We start from the raw sequence: 20,791 nt of genomic DNA, 5'->3' as shown, positions 1-20,791 counted from the left end.
ACTGAATCTCAAGAAGATGTGTGCTATATTTAACGTATGGAAATTTGAAAGGATGTTTTTAATATGGTAAAAAGCGTTATAATTGCTGAAAAACCTTCCGTTGCACGAGATATTGCTCGCGTACTGAAGTGTGATAAAAAAGGAAACGGCTATCTTGAAGGTAGTAAATATATTGTAACTTGGGCTTTAGGTCATCTCGTTACATTAGCTGATCCAGAAAGCTATGATGTGAAATATAAAAATTGGAATTTAGAAGATTTACCGATGCTACCGGAGCGTTTGAAATTAACAGTTATTAAACAAACTGGTAAACAATTCAATGCTGTGAAAAGCCAACTACTTAGAAAAGATGTAAATGAAATCATTATAGCTACTGACGCCGGTCGTGAGGGAGAGTTGGTCGCACGCTGGATTATCGATAAAGTTAAAATGCAGAAACCGATTAAACGTCTATGGATTTCATCTGTTACCGATAAAGCAATTAAAGATGGCTTCGCAAATTTAAAACCAGGAAAAGCATATGAAAATCTATATGCTTCAGCTGTCGCACGTTCAGAGGCTGACTGGTATATCGGGCTTAATGCGACTCGAGCATTAACTACTCGCTTTAATGCCCAACTAAATTGTGGTCGTGTTCAAACACCTACTGTAGCCATGATTGCAAGCCGTGAAGATGAAATCAAACATTTCAAAGCTCAAACTTACTATGGTATCGAAGCTCAAACAGCTGAGAGATTAAAGCTAACTTGGCAAGATACAAAAGGAAATAGCCGTAGCTTTAATAAAGAAAAAACTGATGCAATCGTGAACAAAATTAGTAAGCAAAACGCTACTGTTGTAGACATTGATAAAAAACAAAAGAAATCGTTTGCTCCTGGTCTTTACGATTTAACTGAACTACAACGTGATGCGAATAAAATATTTGGTTACTCTGCGAAAGAAACATTAAACATTATGCAAAAATTATATGAACAGCATAAAGTTTTAACGTACCCTCGTACAGATTCACGCTATATTTCATCTGATATTGTCGGAACACTTCCAGAGCGTCTGAAGGCTTGCGGAGTTGGAGAATACCGTCCTTTAGCACATAAAGTATTGCAGAAACCTGTAAAATCTAATAAATCATTTGTTGATGATAGTAAAGTAAGTGATCATCACGCAATTATTCCAACAGAGAGCTATGTAAACTTCTCAGCTTTCACCGATAAAGAACGTAAAATTTATGACTTAGTTGTAAAACGTTTCTTAGCTGTTTTATTCCCGGCCTTTGAATATGAACAACTAACATTGCGCACGAAAATTGGTGACGAAACGTTCATCGCACGAGGAAAAACGATTTTACATGCTGGTTGGAAAGAAGTTTATGAAAATCGATTTGAAGATGATGATGCAATCGATGATGTAAAAGAACAAATCTTACCTCGCATCGAAAAAGGCGATACATTAAACGTAAAACTAATTGTCCAAACATCAGGTCAAACGAAAGCACCTGCACGCTTTAATGAAGCAACATTACTTTCAGCGATGGAAAACCCAACAAAATACATGGATACGCAAAACAAACAACTTGCTGACACGTTAAAGTCAACTGGTGGATTAGGTACTGTAGCTACACGAGCTGATATTATCGACAAGTTATTCAATTCGTTCTTACTTGAAAAACGTGGTAAAGATATTCATATTACTTCAAAAGGCCGTCAGTTACTTGATTTAGTGCCAGAAGAACTGAAATCTCCTACACTAACTGGTGAATGGGAGCAAAAGTTAGAAGCTATCGCTAAAGGAAAATTAAAGAAAGAAGTATTCATTTCAGAAATGAAGAACTATACGAAGGAAATTGTTACTGAAATTAAATCAAGCGATAAAAAATATAAGCACGACAACATTTCAACGAAGTCTTGTCCAGACTGTGGTAAACCAATGTTAGAAGTAAACGGTAAAAAAGGAAAAATGCTTGTATGCCAAGATCGCGAATGTGGTCACCGTAAAAATGTATCCCGCACCACAAACGCACGCTGTCCTCAGTGTAAAAAGAAACTAGAACTTCGTGGTGAAGGAGCAGGCCAAATTTTCGCATGTACATGTGGCTATCGTGAGAAACTTTCTACATTCCAAGAGAGACGTAAAAAAGAATCCGGCAGCAAAGCTGATAAACGTGACGTCCAAAAGTATATGAAACAACAGAACAAAGAAGAAGAACCATTAAACAATCCATTCGCAGAAGCATTAAAGAAATTAAAATTTGATTAAACAAAAAGGTTCCTACCACTATCGGTAGGAACCTTTTATTTTTAATGAATAATTTTACTTCCTTTTGCGTTCTCAACAAACTTTTCACTTGATTTGTTAATTGGTTTTTTCAGTAATAATGCAGCCACAACCATGATTACTACGAAAGCACTTAACACAAGTAAATCTCTAGTTACTATATCCCAAAGCATTCCACCTACTGTTTCACGAATTGCACTAATAGCATATGTGAACGGTAAGAACGGATACAGTGCTTGGAAGAACGGTGGTGTCATTTGAATTGGGAACGTGCCGCCCGATCCTGCTACTTGCAGTACAAGTAAAATGATTGCCATCGATTTCCCAACGTTTCCGAAAATAGAAACGAGTGAGTACACGATACAAACAAATACTCCCCCAATAAATAAACTAAATAACACAAACCAGAATTTGTCGACTACGTACGTACCGAGTAAGAATATATCCCCCATCGATACGATAAACGCCTGTGAAAGACCTATCGTTAAGAATGTTAATAAACGTCCAAAGTATATTTCATGGCTCTTATAATTAGCGCCCTCTTCATGTACTTCTACCGTTAATAGTGAAACCATTAATAGTGCGCCTACCCATAATGCAAGCACTGTATAGAATGGTGACATTGCTGAACCGTAGTTCGGCATTGCAAATAATTTATTCTCTTTTAAATTCACTGGATTTGCAAAGTAGTCACTTTGCTTTTCAACATCGTTTTTCAATAAGCGTATGATGTCTTTTATATCCTCTTCAGATTCAAAATCACGAATTTTATCTGCTAATTCTTTAATCTTTTTCTCAGTCTCCGGCATTTCAGCTTTAATGTCTGCTAATTTCTTTCTACCGTCTACTAAGCCTTTTGATGAATCTTCTAGTAATTTTTTAACATCTGGAAGCTTTTTGTCTGCATCATTTAAAATTTGAGTTGTATTTTTCGACATCTCTTTTGTACGAGCAATTGCTGTGTTAAAGTTTGGAACAATTTCTGAATCATATGTTGCTAAGAAATCTCCTAATTGAGCTGAAGCATTTTTAGTTGCTTCATTAATACTTTCTACAACCTCTTTTGTAGGCTTCTGTCCATTGTTAATTAGTGTAGTTGCCTTATTCGTTGCATCTATACCTTTTTGAACAGTATTTTGTGCTTTATTCAATTTTGCAATTCCATTATTAAGGTTTTTTCCACTATTTACATCTGCTAATACCTTATTTGTGCTTTCTAGAACCGGAATTGCATCACCAATTAGATTCTTAGTAGCTTGTAATTGACCATTTAAATCGTTTAAAGCTACTTTTGTGCTATCTAATCCATTAACACCTCTATTATTTACGTCTGCTATAACACCTTCAAAATTATTTTTTGCCTTATCATATTCATTTTTCACAGTATCGTATGCTTCATTTGCATCAGCTTTAGCTTGATCAACTGTGCTAACTGCTTTTTGATAATCTGCTACAAATGTTTCATTGTAATCTTTTTCAGCTTGATCAATTAATCCATTTGCTGCATCTAGTTTTTGATTTGCTACATCTGTTACATCTTTCTTTACTTCTTGTCCTGTACCAATAACATTTACAATATCTTTAATACCGTTGTTTGCATTTTCCATACCGCTTTTAAGCTTAGTTAAGCGATCCACTCGCCCTTGGAAAAAGCTTTGACCAAAATCAGTCGTAGCCGATTTTTGAAGTTCAGTAAATACATTAATAAGGTATGCAACACTATCTGTACGACCTTGAAGATTTCCAGAAACCGCATTAAGATCTTGCTTTGCCTTTTCTGGATCAAACTGTCCATTTTGCAATCCATTCACAACACTTTTTCCATATGCTGTTCCTGCACGTGCTGAGTTTAAAACATTATTCACCGTTTGATTAATATTTCTTGCAATATTTTTATAACCTTCATCATTTAACTTTGAAAGATCTGGACGTGCTGGAAACTCAGGTAATCCCTTCATACCAGAAAGGTCTATCCCTGGATTCATTAAAAAGTTCGTAAACGTATTTGCTTTGTCCATTACATCTTTAGCCGTTGTTAAATGATTTCGTATCGTCCCAGGTGCATTTTGCAATGTTTGATCGTTGTTTGCAAAGAACTTATCTAAATTTGCCAATGCTTCCTGCCCATCATTTATTACACTCTCTACAACAGGTAAATCTTTTTGCGCTACTTTCACAATATCTTCTGCTCGAGTTGCATCATCTAACGCCTTATCCATAAGTGTATTCATCTCTGGGAATTGCGCTTCTAACTTAAATACAAGATCTTTTACCTTCTCGATACTTGGTAAGTTTGTTTCTAAATCGATTCCAAGATCATTGAAGATTTTAAAAATCTCACCGTTTGCTGTTTTAACAAAGTTTTTACTAACCTCTTCTGTAAGACCCGATGCACCTTTAGCTGTAATCTTCGGTGCAATGGCATTCACCTTTTCATTTACATAGTAATCAATTTCCGGTTTCTGTGGATTTTCATTCAAGACTGTTGCAATCTTTTCAGAAAAATCTTTTGGAATAGTAATACTTGCGGAATAATCTCCACGCTCTACTCCATAAATTGCTTGCTTTTCATCAACAAACTTCCACCCGAAATTTTTGTCCTTCTTAAGTGAATCTACAATTTCTTCCCCGATGTTAATATCTTTCCCTCTTAAATTTGATCCAACATCTTGGTTAGAAACTGCAATCTGGATTCCTTTCGTATTTCCGTAAGGATCCCAAGAAGCTTTAATGTTAAACCATGCATATAACGATGGTAAAATCATTAACCCTAAAACAATAACAATTGCAGCCCAATGTTTGGCTACATTCCGTAAATCTGTCTTATAAATACGCCAAATCTGTTTCATATAAGCAATCACCTAATTATATATTTTTCTTTCTTTAGAAAATGATACATACATTTTGCAATTATATCACTTTCTACATCATGGATTAAACGAAAACATACTATTTTTCCCATTAAATATTTCACTTACTTCATTATATAACGAAATAAAAAAAGTATGCATACAAAATGACCAAATTAGTTTTACATTCAATAATAACAAATATATAGGAAATGTCATAAAAAATACAAGTATTTTCTCTTGGGAATACTTGTATTTATCAAAAAACCCTCCCAGCTTTTCATTATCTGTGAGGGTTTCTTCTATTATATATCTAATTGTACTTCTACACCGAAATGATCAGAAATTACATTTCGATTTGTTCCATTAAAAATGACTTTTGAAGAATTAACTGTTTTACTTTGATTGCTTAATATTAGGTCGATTCGTAATTTTTGTTTATTTTCATCCCAACCAGCAATCTCTCCTTGGACAGTTGTTCCTTCATCCTTCTCTATCGCTAGTTCATATGTGTCATATAAACCTTTTTGCATCATATACTCATAACCCTCTCCTTCCAAACGAGCATTGTTATTAAAATCACCCATTAAGAAGGAAAGTTCATTGCTATTTACACGCTCCATTAAACGATCAACTTGGTCTTTGAATAATTCTTCTTCATCATTCCACCAACCGAGATGGCAAGAATAAAACGTTATATTCTTATCATTATAAGCAATTGTTGCACTTACAATTTTGCGTGTTTTCCAATACGTTGTATCCTTATTTTCTGAGACAAAGAACGTGTCTTTCTTTACAATGTTATGCTTTGTTATAATTGCTAATCCTTCTTCGTACACATCATATCCAATATGAGAGAAATCCCAAATAATATTGTATCCTTTTACATTTAATGCTCTTAACTCTTCTAGCAGTAAAAGTCCAAAATTATCTTTTTTCTTGTTACCGCATACATTTTCAGCTTGTATAGACTGACTTACTTCTTGCAATGCGATCACATCATAATCTTCTTCTTGAATTGCTTTAGCAAGATACTTTATTTTTTCAATTTGATTCTCTTCTTGCCAAGAGTGACAATTTAAAGTTAGCAATTTCATATTATTACGCACCTAACATATCTTGAATGTCTGACTTTAATACGTCAGCTTTCGGGCCATATACTGCTTGTACACCTTTATCTTTTACAATAAGTCCTAAAGCACCATTTTGTTTCCATTGTGCTTCTGGTGCAACAACATCTAAATCTTTTACTGTTATACGTAAACGTGTCATACAAGCATCTACGTCAGCAATATTATCTTTTCCGCCCAATAAATCAATAACTTTTGTTGCTAATGAACCGTCTTGTACATTTCCTGTTCCTTCTGATGACTCATCTTCATTATCAATATAGTTACCTGCACGCCCTGGTGTTGGTAAATTGAATTTTTTAATTAAGAAATTGAATAACGTAAAGTTAAGACCGAAGAACACTAATGAAACAATGACAAAGTTAATTAAGTCTCTCGTTAATCCTGCATTGACCATCATTGGTGTACGTGTAATTAACTCAATAAATCCGAATGCATGAACACGTAAATCAATTAAATCTGCTAATGCGAATGCAAGTCCTGTTGTAATTGCATATACAACATATAATACTGGCGCAATAAACATGAACATGAATTCAATTGGTTCTGTTACACCTGTTAAGAATACTGCTAATGCAGCTGATAAGAACATTGGTTTATATTTTGCACGTTTTTCTTTATCGACATTACGGAACATCGCAAACGCAATCCCCATTAACGCTGCCGTTGAGCCGATAACTTGTCCAGCTTTGAAACGAGCTGGTACAACGTTATTTAATAAATCGTTATATGCTTTCGTATCTCCATTTGCTAATAAGTTATTTAAATCTGTAATCCATGCAAGCCATAATGGATCTTGTCCTGCTACAATTTGTCCAACCTTTGAGCCAGTTAACATCGTATATGTTCCGCCTAGCTCTGTGTAGTTCATCGGAATCGTTAACATATGATGTAATCCAAACGGTAATAATAAACGTTCTAACGTTCCATATACAAATGGCGCAACAACTGGTGCACTATCTTTAGATGCTGCAATCCAGCGACCAAATTCATTTAATCCACTTTGGATAAATGGCCATACAAGTGATAATACAATCGCAGTAACTGTAGACCAAACAATTACAACGAACGGTACGAATCGTTTTCCATTAAAGAATGCTAATGCCTGTGGCAGTTTATTATAGTTATAGTATTTGTTATATAAAGTAGCTCCTAGGAAACCTGTGATAATCCCTACGAAAACTCCCATGTTTAATGCTGGTGCACCAAGTACAGAAGTAAAGTAATCTTTTACAAGTAAATCTCCTGCTACTACTGAAGAAACTGTCGTTTTTGAATCCGCTAACATTTGAGCGTTTACGCCAAAGATAGCTCCTGTAATTCTGTTTGTTAAGACGAATGCTAATAGCGCTGCAAATGCACCACCTGCGCGATCCTTCGCCCAAGATCCCCCAATTGCTACTGCGAATAAAATGTGTAGATTTGTAATAATTGCCCAACCGATGTCTTCCATTACTCGAGCAATTGTATGAACTGCGTTAATATCCCCAGCAGACATCCCAATTAACTTACCGATCGAAATCATTAAGCCCGCTGCTGGCATTACAGCTACAACAACTAATAATGCCTTCCCGAACTTTTGCCAAAAATCAAAAGACGTAATTTTCATCTGTTCTTCCTCCCCTTTATTTATAACAACATAATGATTTAAATTATAATTTCTGTTTCTCTTATGAAAACGATTCCTTCTTTTTTGTTACGCAACCGTTTTCATAAATCTATTTTAATAAAAGCGTTTTCACATTGCAATAGAAATTTTTTTTTTTTAATAAAAAAAGATGCTCAAAGAGCATCCTTTTTTATTATGCAGTGCGATAAACCCTTGTTTCATAAGGTTTTAACGTGATTGTAGTTATTTGTTCATGTTCCGCAACTTCATAGTTATTTAAAAGCAAACGTTTGCGTTCTAGTGCGAATTTATCCTCATTATACACTGCTTCCTCTTTCGAGATATTACTAATAACAATGATTTTTTCATCGTTTAATGTACGAGTATATGCGTAAATTTGCGGATTATCTTCTAAAAGTAAATCATACGTACCATAATTTAATACATCGTTCTCTTTTTTCAAGGCAATCATTTTTTTATAGAAATTGAAAATAGATCCCTCTTCATTTTTCTGCTTTTCAACATTAATTTCTTCATAATTTGGATTCATGCCAAACCAAGGTGTTCCCGTTGTAAAGCCAGCATTACTTTCAGCACTCCACTGCATAGGTGTACGTGAATTATCGCGGCAAGAAGCCCATATAATTTCCATCATATCTTGATGCGATACTCCTTCTGCAATTTTCTCACGATATAAATTTTTAACTGCTACATCATCATAATCTTCAATATTTGGGAACTGAACATTTGTCATACCAATTTCTTGTCCTTGATAAATAAACGGTGTGCCGTGCATAAAGAAATACATCGCACCTAAAGCCGTTGCACTTTCACGCCAATATTCTTTATCATTTCCCCAAGTAGACACAATACGTGGCTTATCATGATTTTCAATGTATAAAGCATTCCATCCCTTATTTTCTAAACCTTTTTGCCACTTTGTTAATACTTTTTTCAACTCAACAACGTCAAGATCTTTCTTCTTTTCTGCATCCCATAAGCTTAAATGCTCAAACTGGAATACCATATTGAATTTACCGTTCTCTTCTCCAACCCAAAGATCAGCATCTTCAACTTTCACACCATTTGCTTCTCCAACAGTCATAATATCGTATTTAGCAAATGTATTTTCTTTTAATTCTTCTAGTAATGGCTGAATACCATCTACATTCATATGTTTGTCAAAAGAAGGCACATACTTTAACCCTTTTGGGTTTGGCATATCCTGTAAACCATCTTCTTTTTTTATATGGCTAATCGCATCGACGCGGAAACCATCAATACCTTTATCAAGCCACCAATTAACAGTATCATATAAAACTTCACGAACTTCTTTATTCTCCCAGTTTAAATCTGGTTGTTTACGCGAGAATAAATGTAAATAATATTGCTCTGTCACTTCATCATATTCCCATGTAGAACCATTAAAGATACTTTCCCAATTGTTTGGTTCCGCGCCGTCTTTACCATCATGCCAAATATACCAATCACGCTTCGGATTGTCTTTAGAAGAACGTGACTCAATAAACCACGGATGTTCATCACTTGTATGATTAATAACTAAATCAATAATAAGCTTCATATCACGCTTATGAACTTCATCTAGTAATGCATCAAAGTCTTCCATCGTACCAAATTCATCCATAATATCTTGATAGTCACTAATATCATAACCATTATCGTCATTAGGTGATTTATACATTGGACAAATCCAAATTACATCTATACCTAAATCTTTTAAATAATCCAGTTTTGCAATAATACCTTGTAAATCTCCAATACCATCACCATTTGAATCCATAAAGCTACGTGGATAAATTTGATAAGCGACAGCTTCTTTCCACCATGTCTTATTCATACTAATTCTCTCCTTTTGCATCCCATCAGATTTTTTATGCAAACGTTTTCGTAACACTATCATAACAAAATATGAATAGTTTGCAACTGTTTTCATTGAACTCTATGTAGATTCCTTATTCTTATGCTTTATTTATTTCTCACAAAGATAAAGTGAAACTTTAATCAGTCGGGGGTGTCCATCCCCACTGATTATTAGCCCTTACCAATCGGGCTTTTACGAGCAGCCCTATCTTCTTTGCTTCAGCCGGATTGTCTTACTGCTCGGCAAATAACGGGATAAATCTAATCTTTCTCCTCTTCTCGTCCATGCGTGTTAAATATACTCTTCATATACTAATACAAGCTCATATTATTTCAGAAAGGAGATATAAATTGAAACAAACAAAATTAACTGGTCGTATCGTCGTTCCCTCGGATCCTGGGTATGACATAGCCCGAATAAATTTAAATTTAAGCATTCCAAAATTCCCTTGTATTATTGTTTTTTGTCAAAATAAAAATGATGTGTGTAACGCCTTAAAATGGGCACGTGAGCGTCATATACCATTTCGCTTAAGAAGTGGACGTCATAGCTACGAAAATTTCTCTCTTTTAAATGGCGGGCTTATTATTGATGTGAGTGAAATGAAGCAAATTACGGTTAGTACAGAGAAATTAACAGCAACAATTGAAGCTGGTGCAAATCTCGGAACTGTTTATAAAGAACTTTGGAAATATAGTGTTACAATACCAGCTGGCACAAGTGCAAGTGTCGGAATTGTGGGGTTAACACTCGGCGGTGGCATTGGCATGCTTTCACGCTTATTTGGACTAACATGTGATCAATTAGTAGAAGTCGAAATGGTACAGGCGTGTGGAAAATTTGGTGCAAAAATCATTCGCGCAAATGAACGAGAAAACTCTAGCCTGTTTTGGGCATGCCGCGGCGGTGGGGGTGGGAATTTCGGGATTGTTACTTCCTTAACATTTCGAGTCCACCCTATAAAAAACGTATCAATTTTCTCACTTACATGGGAATGGAAAGACTTTGTTGCTGCATTTCAAGCTTGGCAAAACTGGGCACCTTATATAGATGAACGTCTCACTTCATCAATTGAATTATTCTCTAAACAACGAAATAAAATTGAGGTGAAAGGTGAATTTGTCGGCTCTCCTTCTGAACTCTATCATCTATTATCTCCTCTTCTTAAAACCGGTAATCCCTCTCGCTTTATTGAGGAGGTTCCATATATAAAAGCTGTTCAATTTTTTAACGGTGGTAATATTCCTGAAAAATTTAAGCGCTCTGGTTCCTATGTATATAAAACGATTCCCTTTAAAGGCATTCAAATCATGCAACATTTTCTTTCTCATGCACCAAATAACGATGCGAGTATTTGGCACCAATCACTCGTAGGTGCTGTAGAAAATATTTCCCCTAATGAAACAGCTTATTTCCACCGCAAGGCAATTATTGCTCAAGAATATATTACCTCTTGGAAATGCGATGATGAAGAAAACCGAAATATACGCTGGGTTAAAGATTTACGGGAAAGCTTAGATCCTTACACACTAGGAGACTATGTCAATTGGCCCGATATCGACATAAAAAATTGGCAAACTAGTTATTATGGCTCTAATTTTCAAAGGTTGCGTAAAGTGAAGACAGCATATGACCCTTGTAATGTTTTTCGTTTTCAACAAAGCATTCCTCCTTTCCATACGTAAAAAGGAAGAACAGAATTCTGTTCTTCCTTTTTACATTGAAAATCGTTCAATCGTTTGTTTCAATTCAGCTGCTTGCTTCTCTAAATCCTTTAATAATCGATCGATTATTACCATATTTTTAGACTGTTGCAGAGTCACACGCGCCACTTCTTGTGAACCAGCTGACGTTTCCTCAGCGATGGCTGCTACAGCCTTTGTTTGTGCCCCTGTTTGATGAATGTGACTCACTTGTTCATTCATATAACTACTAATTTGCTTAGTTGCATCTGCTACTTCCATAATACTTGATGACATTTCTTTTAAAATTAATTCTGTAGCTCCCCCGCGTTTCGCCTCTTCTTTAGCTTTTTTCACTTGCTCTGTCATTTTCATCGCGACTTGTTGCACTTCATCTTGCATATTCCGTAATAACTGCGATATGTTTCTTGCAGAATGATCACTTTCATCAGCAAGTTTACGTACTTCTTCTGCTACAACTGCAAAACCTCTTCCGTGTTCACCAGCACGAGCTGCCTCAATAGAAGCATTGAGTGCTAATAAATTGGTTTGGCTAGCAATCTCACTTACAACAGAAACAATATGTTCAACTTGTTTCATTCGTTCTTCTAACTGCTGTACATTTCGCATCGAATCTTCATTTTCTTTCGCCAATGTTTGAATACCTTGAATTAAGGAATTAAAGACACGTGTACTTTGCCCTAAAGCTTGAACCATTTCTGAAGACAAGTCATCCGACTGTTTCGCCTTTTCTTCTACTTCACTTGCAATAGAAGTCGTTGTATCAACAACAGAAACAATCGCCTGAATTGACGCTGCTGATTGCTCAGCACCGGAAGAAATCTCTGCAAGAGTTTCAGACACACCTTGTGCTTGCTTCGTCGCTTCCCCTGTTTGTTTTCTAATTTGCTGAACTTGATTATTTGTATACGAAAATGTAGTATCAATATTTTTTACCATGCCCCTTAAGTTCCCTAGCATCATATTAAATGCAACACTTAAAGATTTAATCTCATCATCTACTTTTGGCAACGGGACATCTTCACGAATATCACCATCAGCCGCTTTCCTTGCAGCTTCCTCCAACTTTCGAAGTGGTTTAATTAAAAATATTGCTGCTCCATACGCTAAAATTCCAGACCATACTACACCTAATAACATAACGATAATATTATAAACAGTTCGACTTACATAAATTTGAAAATAATCATATATAACGTAAATAAAAAATAAGCTTGTTGAATATGTAATGAAAGCTAAAACTGTAGTGAATAGCATAAGTTGTGTACGTAAGCCAAAGGAAAATGTCTTCCTTTCTTTTTCCATCTCTTCTTTCCCCCTTATTGTAAGTACTACATATATATTATTATCCATATTTTCGTTATAGAAAGATATAAGGATTTTAAAAAATCATTATTTCTTTGAATATCAAACTACATGAAAAAAATAAAGGATTCTGACAATTTATGACTAATAACAGAAATACGGGGCAACATTTGTAAATATATTTTTGACTGGGGGTTTTGTATGATTCAAGTTCGAAATCTAGTAAAATCATTCGGATCACTTGATGTTTTAAAAGGAATTGATTTAGAAGTAAAAGAAAAAGAAGTTGTTGTTTTAATCGGCGCCAGTGGTTCCGGCAAAAGTACATTACTTCGCTGTCTTAACTTTTTAGAAATGTACGATGAAGGTGAAATTCACTTACAAGGTGAGCGAATTGATCCAAAGCATTCAAATTTAAACAAAGTCCGTGAAAATGTCGGTATGGTTTTTCAGCACTTTAACCTATTTCCTCATATGACCTCACTAGAAAACATCATAGAAGCACCTATTCACGTAAAAAAATTGGAGACAGCAAATGCAAAGGAGATTGGAAATCAACTCCTACAAAAAGTCGGCCTACAAGATAAAGCAGATGTAACTCCCCACCTCCTTTCCGGTGGTCAAAAACAACGAATTGCGATTGCACGAGCTCTTGCCATGAATCCTAAAATTATGCTATTTGATGAACCTACCTCAGCTTTAGACCCTGAACTTGTTGGAGAAGTGTTGCAAGTTATGAAAGAACTTGCTGAAGAAGGAATGACAATGGTTATTGTTACTCATGAAATGAATTTCGCAAGAGATGTAGCTGACCGCGTTATCTTTATGGATGACGGGAAAATTGTAGAGGATGCTTCGCCAGCGCAATTTTTTTCCGCTCCATCGCATGAACGGGCAAAGCAATTTTTACGCAACGTTTTATAATGTAACTTCTGTTTCAAACATAAAGAAATTCATTCATACGGGACACAACTAATTGTCCAAATAAAATATCTCCATAGCATATTGAAAACAATCCGTATGATCAATATATAGGAGGGGTTTTATGAAAAGAAAACTATTAACCATTGTTGCGAGTATTACATTATGTACATCCTTCATACTAGGAGCCTGTAGTAAGGAAAGCTCTACCACTTCATCTAATGGTCAAAAAGAATTTCGTTATGCGATGAGTGGTTTATACAAACCTTTTAACTATAAAGAAAATGACGGGAAACTTGTCGGTTTTGATGTAGAAATAGGCGAAGCTCTCGCGAAAAAGATGGGAATGAAACCTGTTCCTGTTACAAATCCTTGGGAAACATTGATTCAAGGTCTACAATCAAAAAAATATGATGTGATATTAGGAAGTATGGCAATTACAGAAGAACGATTAAAAGCCGTGAATTTCTCAAATCCATATTATCGCTCTGGTGCACAAATTTTTGTAGCTAAAAAGAATACATCTATCTCTTCTCCAGAGGACTTGAAAGGGAAAAAAATAGGTGTTGTAAAAGCAAGTACTTTCAAAACCCTTGTTGCAAAACATACAGATCAAATTACAGAATATGATAGTGATATTACTGCACTTATGGACTTAGAACCAGGACGTGTAGACGCAGTTATTACTGATCAAATGGTTGGTCTTCGTATGATTAAAGAAGGTAAATCAAATATAAAAGAAGCTGGAAAACCGTTAAACCTTGATGAAATGGGAATTGCTATTCATAAAGACAATAAAGACATGGTTGAAAAGGTAAATAAAGCGCTAGATGAAATCATTAAAGACGGCACGTATGAAAAGATTAGTAAGAAATGGTTTGGGCGTAATATTCTTGGAGACGAGGCAAAAACAAAGTAAGTTAGCCATTTAGAGATTTCATAAATTATGCCCCACCTTGTATGTGGGGCATTTCATTCCCTACTAAAATCCATACAATATGAGGTGACACATATGTTTGAAATTTTTATCTCTACCTATCCCACACTCTTAAAGGCTACTATTGTCACATTACAATTAACATTAACATCCCTATTACTCGGTTCACTAATTGGATTACTAGTCGCTTTCTTTCGAATCTCTAACAATAAGGTTTTAAATAGTATTGCTCATGTATACATCGCCATTATTCGTGGTACACCTTTAATTGTTCAAATTGCCATTCTCTATTTTGGGATTACATCCGTTGTTGTTTTTACCCCTTTTTGGGCAGGAGCAATTGCTTTAGCAATTCATAACGGTGCATATATTACTGAAATTTTCCGCGGATCAATTCAATCCGTTGACCGTGGACAATTAGAAGCTGCTCGCTCTTTAGGGATGCCTTACCCTTTAGCGATGCGCCGGATTATATTACCACAAGCATTTCGTCTATCTCTTCCCCCTCTAGGGAACCAATTTATCATAGGATTAAAAGATTCTTCACTTGTCGCTTATGTAGGAATGTCCGAATTATGGGGATCCGGTTTATCAATTGCCGCAGGTAACTTCCAGCAATTAGATACATATATCATTGTTGGTGTATACTATCTCGCACTAGTTCTTCTATTTACTTATTTTGTTAGTCTTCTAGAAAAACGACTACAACGGAAAGAAAATAACTCTGTCCAAGTCAAGACAAAGAACAAGAAAGAAGTTTCTTTATAACAAAAAGCAAGCTCTAAAAGAGCTTGCTTTTTCATCGTAAACTATATCTATTATTGATTTGCTTTTTTTATAGTCTCTTTTTCCTCTATATGTTCCTCACGATATGAAATATTATGAGGATCCAATCCATTTCCTAAAGAACCATAGAAATGCTCCCTATGCGGATCAACTAATTCACTTCCGTGATAATACACACGTGGTGTATTCCAAAGTGCTGCCAATGCTTTTGTCATCGGCATTTCGTGATAGCGTTCCGGCCACATTTCTTTAATTTTATCTTTTACTAATGGATAGTATTTAGAACTCATAGCAGGAAACAGATGATGTTCTGTATGGTATGAGAAATTGAAATGTAAAACGTCTACCCAGCGCGGCACTGTTACTGATAAACAGTTTGCTAACGGATCATTTACTGGAACAATTGGATTTAAGCGGTGATTTGTTGCGATATACGCCATTACAATAAAGTTAGCAATTAACAACGGAATCACGTATGCAAAGAACCACTTTGCAGGTCCCATAATAAACAATAAACTAATCCAAACTGTCCAGGGCAAAAGAAGTTGAAGCCATACAGATTTTTGATTGGATGACTTAAATTCTTTTATAAAATGAAAGAACATTCGAGTCGAATGTAACGTAAATTGAATTGTTAGTGACAGAAAACTAAAGAATGAACGTACATGAAGAGGCATGCGATATACCCAACTCAAAAACTTACTCTTTTTCAGTTTCTCAAATGTCGGCCATGCATCTGGATCATTCTCTTCATGCTGTGTGTGAACATGATGCGTTGCATTATGCCACTTTCTCCAAAGTTTTGGGCCAGTTGATAATGGCATAAATGCTATCGCACCTAAAAAATCACGAAGCCATGCCTTTCTTACAACTGTTCCATGTAAAATTTCATGTCCTAAAAACCCAAGTGAAGCAAAACATAATCCAAGAACAATTGCAATTCCTAGATTTGCCCACACATTCAATTCAAATACACCGATCGTTATTAAACCAGCCAATGCCACAAGTAAATAAGCCAGTCCACCAAATAAACGATTAGGAACTGGTTTAAATGCTTTTTTCGGCAAATGTGGTGATACACGCGCTGCATACCACCCAAACGTATGAAGCTCCTTCATCCTTTTGCCCCTTTCTTATGCCGCGCCCTGCGCAACTTGCATATATTAATTCTTGCTTCCAGATTGATTTTACTACGTGATCCAAAAAGCATTTATCATAAGGAAAATATACTCACTCTATCGTCACTTATTTTTCCGCTTTTATTATCAATGAAAAACATTTCTCTTTTTACTCTCTATCAACCTTTCCACATGATGAATCATAACAATAGAATTTCTATATTGTCAACAACTTTTATGACCTAGTAATAAAAGTTGGTTGTATTTTTATAATTATACTTTATTTCACTAAAGAAAAAGCATAGATTTCATAAGGCTTTATCCGCTATATGTACACATCCACTTAAACAACACAGACTCTATCTCATTCAAGAACTCTCTATGTAATCAACAAATGGAATCACTTGAATTTAGCTTTATATAAATCCTACTTCTTCATACTGCCCCAATAAAATAATTATATTAAAATAATTTTATCTTTCGTTTAATAAAAATAGAACGCTACGAAAACAACATACATGAATTCCATATAATATGGAAATATTAAAAGGAAAATTGTTCTAATTTAGGAGGTTTTCAAAATGACAGATGACACATTTCCGCAGTTACCATCATCCTATTGGATTGAATCTACTCAATTTCCTACTTTTCCTCATTTATCCGAAAATATAAAGACCGAAGTTGCCGTTATCGGAGCTGGTATTACAGGCATTACCACCGCCTATTTACTCGCTAAAGAAGGAATGAAAGTCGTTTTAATTGATTCTGGTTCTGTTTTAAATGGAACAACTGGGCATACAACCGCAAAAGTAACAGCCCAACATGATCTCATTTATGATGAATTAATAAACAATTTTGGTGTTGAAAAAGCTCAACTTTACTACGAATCAAATAGTAAAGCTCTACAATTCATAAATGAGACTGTACAAACATATAAAATCGACTGTAATTTCACAAATGAAGATTCTTATTTATATACAACTACCAATAATGGCCTGCGAAATTTAACGAAAGAATATGAAGCCTATCAAAAGTTAAATATACCTTGTGACTATGTTCAATCTCTGTCGATTCCTATTCCCGTACAATCTGCACTTGTGATGAAAAATCAAGCGCAATTCCATCCCCTCCTTTATTTAAAAACACTTTTAGAAAAGTTTGTGGAAATGGGCGGAATGGTTTATGAGCAAACAACAGCTATTGATGTGGAAAAAGGAGATTATCCACAAGTAATTACAAAGGGTGACCATCGCATCACTTGTAAATATATTGTCTCTTGTTCACATTTTCCTTTTTATGATGCTAATAGCTTTTTCTTTACGCGAATGTACGCAGAACGCTCCTATGCTCTCGCAATAAAAGCAAAAACAGATTATCCAGGGGGCATGTATTTAAGTATCGATGATCCAAAACGCTCCATACGTTATACGACAAGCAATGGAGAAAAGCTGATATTGATTGGCGGAGAGAGCCATAAAACAGGCCAAGGAATTAATACGATGCTTCATTACGAAGCACTCTATTCTTTTGCTGAAGCAACTTTTGGAGTAGATGAAGTTCCCTATAGATGGTCAGCACAAGATTTAATCACGCTAGATAAGCTTCCTTATATCGGACATATTAACGAAAGGAATCCAAATATATTTGTGGCAACTGGATATCGTAAATGGGGAATGACGACTGGAACTGCAGCAGCTCATTTACTGAAGGACTCCATTCTAAAAATCCACAGTCCATATAAAGAACTGTTTGCACCATCACGCTTTCATGCAAATCCAGATATAAAAACTTTCCTCTCTCAGAACATTGATGTTGCTAAACACTTAATTGAAGGAAAAATTGAAACCGCATTACGTAAGCCAGAAGATCTTGAAGTTGGCGAAGGATCTGTTGTACATGTCAACGGTAAACGAGCAGGTGCTTATAAAGATAAAGAAGGAAAATTACATATCGTCGATACAACTTGCACACACCTCGGCTGTGAAGTTGAATGGAATAACGGTGATTGTACGTGGGATTGCCCTTGTCACGGTTCCCGTTTTTCAATTGATGGGGATGTTATGGAAGGTCCAGCAGATCAACCATTAAAACGAGTTGATAACGAATAATTACAGATTCAGCGTGAATTTTCATTTACTCCCTTTCGTAAGACTAATCGTAACTAGCGCCGTTTTCTTTACTCCTAAAACACAAAAAAGAGCACAAACTCACTTGTGCTCTTTTTCATATACTTCAAACAACATATTTCGAAATAATGTATTCAAACTCTCAATATCAATCCCTAATCTCTTTTCAATACCTTTCACGTATTGCTGATAATAATCAATTTGTTCTTCTAAAAATTGATTTAGCACCTCAATTTTCAATCCAACGTCCAATTCAGTACCTGCTTTTTTCTTTATTAATAACTTTTCAATTTCATCTAACACGCTACGTTCTAATATTAATTCTGTAATCAATCGATCAAATTCTACAGGAGGCAAAGTCGATTTCTCCTCTAACCATTTACAAGCTAAAATAGGACGTAATACATAAAAGTACTTTTTCAACTTTACATTCTCACCTTGCAAAAATTCACGATAGTTTTTTGAAGCCATATGTAAGTAATGATATATCGTTGATTTCGGATTAAAATCCTTTTCACTCATTTGCTGAAGTTCTTCTGGAAGGTTAGAGTTTTTCGAATAAAAAATCGGTGATCTAATCCATTCGAGTAACGCTGGATTAGATTTTGCAAATAGTTGCAATGCCTTTTTAAGATCCCAGCCACTTATGTCTAAATCATCACTAATTGGGTATTCAATCACATCACGTTTATCATGAATTGATAAATACCACTCTACAGGACGTATATAAACAAACCTAACATCATAATCACTATCTTTCGATGGAAATCCCCACGCCCGGCTCCCTGATTCTACAGCAAATAAAATTTTCACATCATTCTCTTTTTCAATTCGTTCTAGTTCTAATTCAATTTTCTCTCTCATTTCATATCCTCCCCATTTTTTGATCATTTCCCTGGAAATTCGACAAATATAAGACTAATTTTACCAGATACTAAAATAGCTGTCAGAAAATTCCCGACAGCCTAACAAAACATCTATTTTTTCTTTTCAATTACAGTAACTGCAATTCGTTCAATCTCTTTTTGGATTTCTTCTCTATATGCATCGACTTTTGAAAAATCCATAGCGGCAATATAAATTCGTTCTAATTTATCACGAACTGATTTTGCCTTTGCTAAGAAAGACATCGCCTCATTCATTTTTGTTTTATACTGAATTGAAACGTCGCGAATTTCCTTAGCATATTTTTCATCTGTCCCTGGTGCAACAATGAGATCATACATATCGATAATCTCATCCCCCTCACGGCTCGGAAAGTATTCATGCGGTGCTGTGCTATCAAAAATTGCAAATCCTAATTCCCTTACGATAATCATATCGAGACTATTTGGATCAAATCCACAATGATACACTTCTACTTCAAAACCTTTTTCTTCTGCTTCCTTAGCTAATTTTTTAAGCATTGTTGATTTCCCAGAACCTGGGCGGCCTTTTATAAAATAGCGATGCGGAAGCCCTTCTGTCAAATTAGGAACGAAATCAACTGCTCCCTTCGGTGTAGCAGCACCTAAGAAACGATGTTTCACAATTGATTTCTTCCCGCCTTTATCTGCAAATAATTTCTGTATAAGCTGATCTGTTAATTCGTTTGCTTTATTAAAATCAATGTTATTAATATATATTTTCTCCCACTCATCATGTATAACTAGCGCCTCTTTAAAACACCCGTAAGCTGCTTGAAAGGCTTTGCTTGCTTCTGAAACAAATCGTTCAATCTCTATTTTCTGCTTTCTTAATTTATCTGAATCCCAAGCAACACCTAAATTTATATACTCTTCTACAACTCCAGGCATTTTCGGCTCAATAACGTGCGGTGATGTACCGTCAACAATCCCTACTTTTAATTTTGGAATAATCACACCATCAACTGATTTATTGTCAGAAGAACAATGTAAAAATTCAATATTATACCCTTTATCGACCCATTCACGCCCTATTGCCTTTATTAAAGAAGATTTTCCCGTTCCTGGGCCTCCCTTTAAAATAAACAACCTGTCTAACCCCTTCAAATTCTCTTCGTATAAGCTGTGAAATCCTCTAGCTGTATTTCCACCGGCATAATAATTCAATACATTCCCTGTCACTGCACTCACTCCTTCGCAGCATTCTACTTACATAAGCTACAATATGCGAAAATCTTTATTTGGGTGA

At 35.3% G+C, this 20,791-nt stretch carries 14 protein-coding genes and 1 pseudogene; 6 read left to right on the top strand and 9 right to left on the bottom strand.

From position 1 onward, the window contains the following. The first annotated feature begins 63 nt into the window (after window positions 1-63). On the top strand, window positions 64-2,253 hold the full coding sequence (topB, locus tag NSQ47_RS22795; protein ID WP_341038034.1) for a DNA topoisomerase III: 2,190 nt from the start codon (window positions 64-66) through the stop codon (window positions 2,251-2,253). 41 nt (window positions 2,254-2,294) lie between these two features. Here the strand turns inward: topB and NSQ47_RS22790 are convergent, their stop codons facing one another. The 4 genes from NSQ47_RS22790 to NSQ47_RS22775 form a co-directional block, all read right to left on the bottom strand. Next, complete coding sequence (locus NSQ47_RS22790) at window positions 2,295-5,120, bottom strand: YhgE/Pip domain-containing protein (protein ID WP_341038033.1); 2,826 nt, start codon at window positions 5,118-5,120, stop codon at window positions 2,295-2,297. A gap of 305 nt (window positions 5,121-5,425) precedes the next feature. After that, window positions 5,426-6,217: an endonuclease/exonuclease/phosphatase family protein gene (locus NSQ47_RS22785; RefSeq protein ID WP_341038032.1), complete on the bottom strand. Its 792-nt coding sequence runs from the start codon at window positions 6,215-6,217 to the stop codon at window positions 5,426-5,428. 4 nt (window positions 6,218-6,221) lie between these two features. After that, the gene (locus NSQ47_RS22780; protein WP_340821682.1) at window positions 6,222-7,859 is read right to left on the bottom strand and encodes a PTS transporter subunit IIBC; all 1,638 of its coding nucleotides are present in this window, start codon (window positions 7,857-7,859) and stop codon (window positions 6,222-6,224) included. A gap of 193 nt (window positions 7,860-8,052) precedes the next feature. Then, complete coding sequence (locus NSQ47_RS22775; protein WP_215580466.1) at window positions 8,053-9,717, bottom strand: glycoside hydrolase family 13 protein; 1,665 nt, start codon at window positions 9,715-9,717, stop codon at window positions 8,053-8,055. 374 nt (window positions 9,718-10,091) lie between these two features. Between NSQ47_RS22775 and NSQ47_RS22770 the strand changes: the two genes are divergently transcribed. Continuing rightward, window positions 10,092-11,426, top strand: a complete 1,335-nt coding sequence (locus NSQ47_RS22770) for an FAD-dependent oxidoreductase (protein ID WP_341038031.1) — start codon at window positions 10,092-10,094, stop codon at window positions 11,424-11,426. A 30-nt stretch (window positions 11,427-11,456) separates the two neighbouring features. On the opposite strand, the gene NSQ47_RS22765 is transcribed toward NSQ47_RS22770, so the two are convergent. Then, the gene (locus NSQ47_RS22765) at window positions 11,457-12,383 is read right to left on the bottom strand and encodes a methyl-accepting chemotaxis protein (RefSeq protein WP_445662105.1); all 927 of its coding nucleotides are present in this window, start codon (window positions 12,381-12,383) and stop codon (window positions 11,457-11,459) included. Between the two features lie 15 nt (window positions 12,384-12,398). Further along, window positions 12,399-12,584, bottom strand: a pseudogene (locus NSQ47_RS28265) (HAMP domain-containing protein); the annotation flags it as partial. Between the two features lie 366 nt (window positions 12,585-12,950). Here NSQ47_RS28265 and NSQ47_RS22760 point away from each other — a divergent pair. The 3 genes from NSQ47_RS22760 to NSQ47_RS22750 all read left to right on the top strand — a co-directional run bounded on the left by NSQ47_RS22760 (window position 12,951) and on the right by NSQ47_RS22750 (window position 15,375). Next, window positions 12,951-13,673, top strand: a complete 723-nt coding sequence (locus tag NSQ47_RS22760; protein WP_002113623.1) for an amino acid ABC transporter ATP-binding protein — start codon at window positions 12,951-12,953, stop codon at window positions 13,671-13,673. Window positions 13,674-13,794: 121 nt separating this feature from the next. Then, entirely contained in the window at window positions 13,795-14,589 is a 795-nt protein-coding gene (locus tag NSQ47_RS22755; protein WP_002159444.1) for an ABC transporter substrate-binding protein, read from the top strand. A 93-nt stretch (window positions 14,590-14,682) separates the two neighbouring features. After that, window positions 14,683-15,375 (top strand): amino acid ABC transporter permease, encoded by a 693-nt coding sequence (locus tag NSQ47_RS22750; protein WP_002159445.1) that lies wholly within the window; start codon window positions 14,683-14,685, stop codon window positions 15,373-15,375. Between the two features lie 50 nt (window positions 15,376-15,425). Here NSQ47_RS22750 and NSQ47_RS22745 read toward each other — a convergent pair whose 3' ends face one another. Beyond that, window positions 15,426-16,511, bottom strand: coding sequence for a fatty acid desaturase family protein (locus NSQ47_RS22745; protein ID WP_002159446.1), 1,086 nt, complete (start codon window positions 16,509-16,511; stop codon window positions 15,426-15,428). 581 nt (window positions 16,512-17,092) lie between these two features. Here NSQ47_RS22745 and NSQ47_RS22740 point away from each other — a divergent pair. Beyond that, window positions 17,093-18,619, top strand: coding sequence for an FAD-dependent oxidoreductase (locus NSQ47_RS22740; RefSeq protein ID WP_002159447.1), 1,527 nt, complete (start codon window positions 17,093-17,095; stop codon window positions 18,617-18,619). Window positions 18,620-18,718: 99 nt separating this feature from the next. Here the strand turns inward: NSQ47_RS22740 and NSQ47_RS22735 are convergent, their stop codons facing one another. Together NSQ47_RS22735 and NSQ47_RS22730 are read right to left on the bottom strand one after the other, a co-directional pair. Beyond that, window positions 18,719-19,501 (bottom strand): nucleotidyltransferase domain-containing protein, encoded by a 783-nt coding sequence (locus tag NSQ47_RS22735; RefSeq protein WP_002159448.1) that lies wholly within the window; start codon window positions 19,499-19,501, stop codon window positions 18,719-18,721. A gap of 113 nt (window positions 19,502-19,614) precedes the next feature. Then, a complete protein-coding gene (locus NSQ47_RS22730) occupies window positions 19,615-20,733 on the bottom strand; it encodes a PRK06851 family protein (RefSeq protein ID WP_078173530.1) in 1,119 nt (372 codons plus the stop codon). Window positions 20,734-20,791: the final 58 nt, after the last annotated feature.

Source organism: Bacillus sp. FSL R10-2780 (assembly GCF_038006125.1).
Classification (GTDB): Bacteria; Bacillota; Bacilli; order Bacillales; family Bacillaceae_G; genus Bacillus_A; species Bacillus_A cereus_U.
This window is presented reverse-complemented; position numbering and strand designations above follow the sequence as displayed.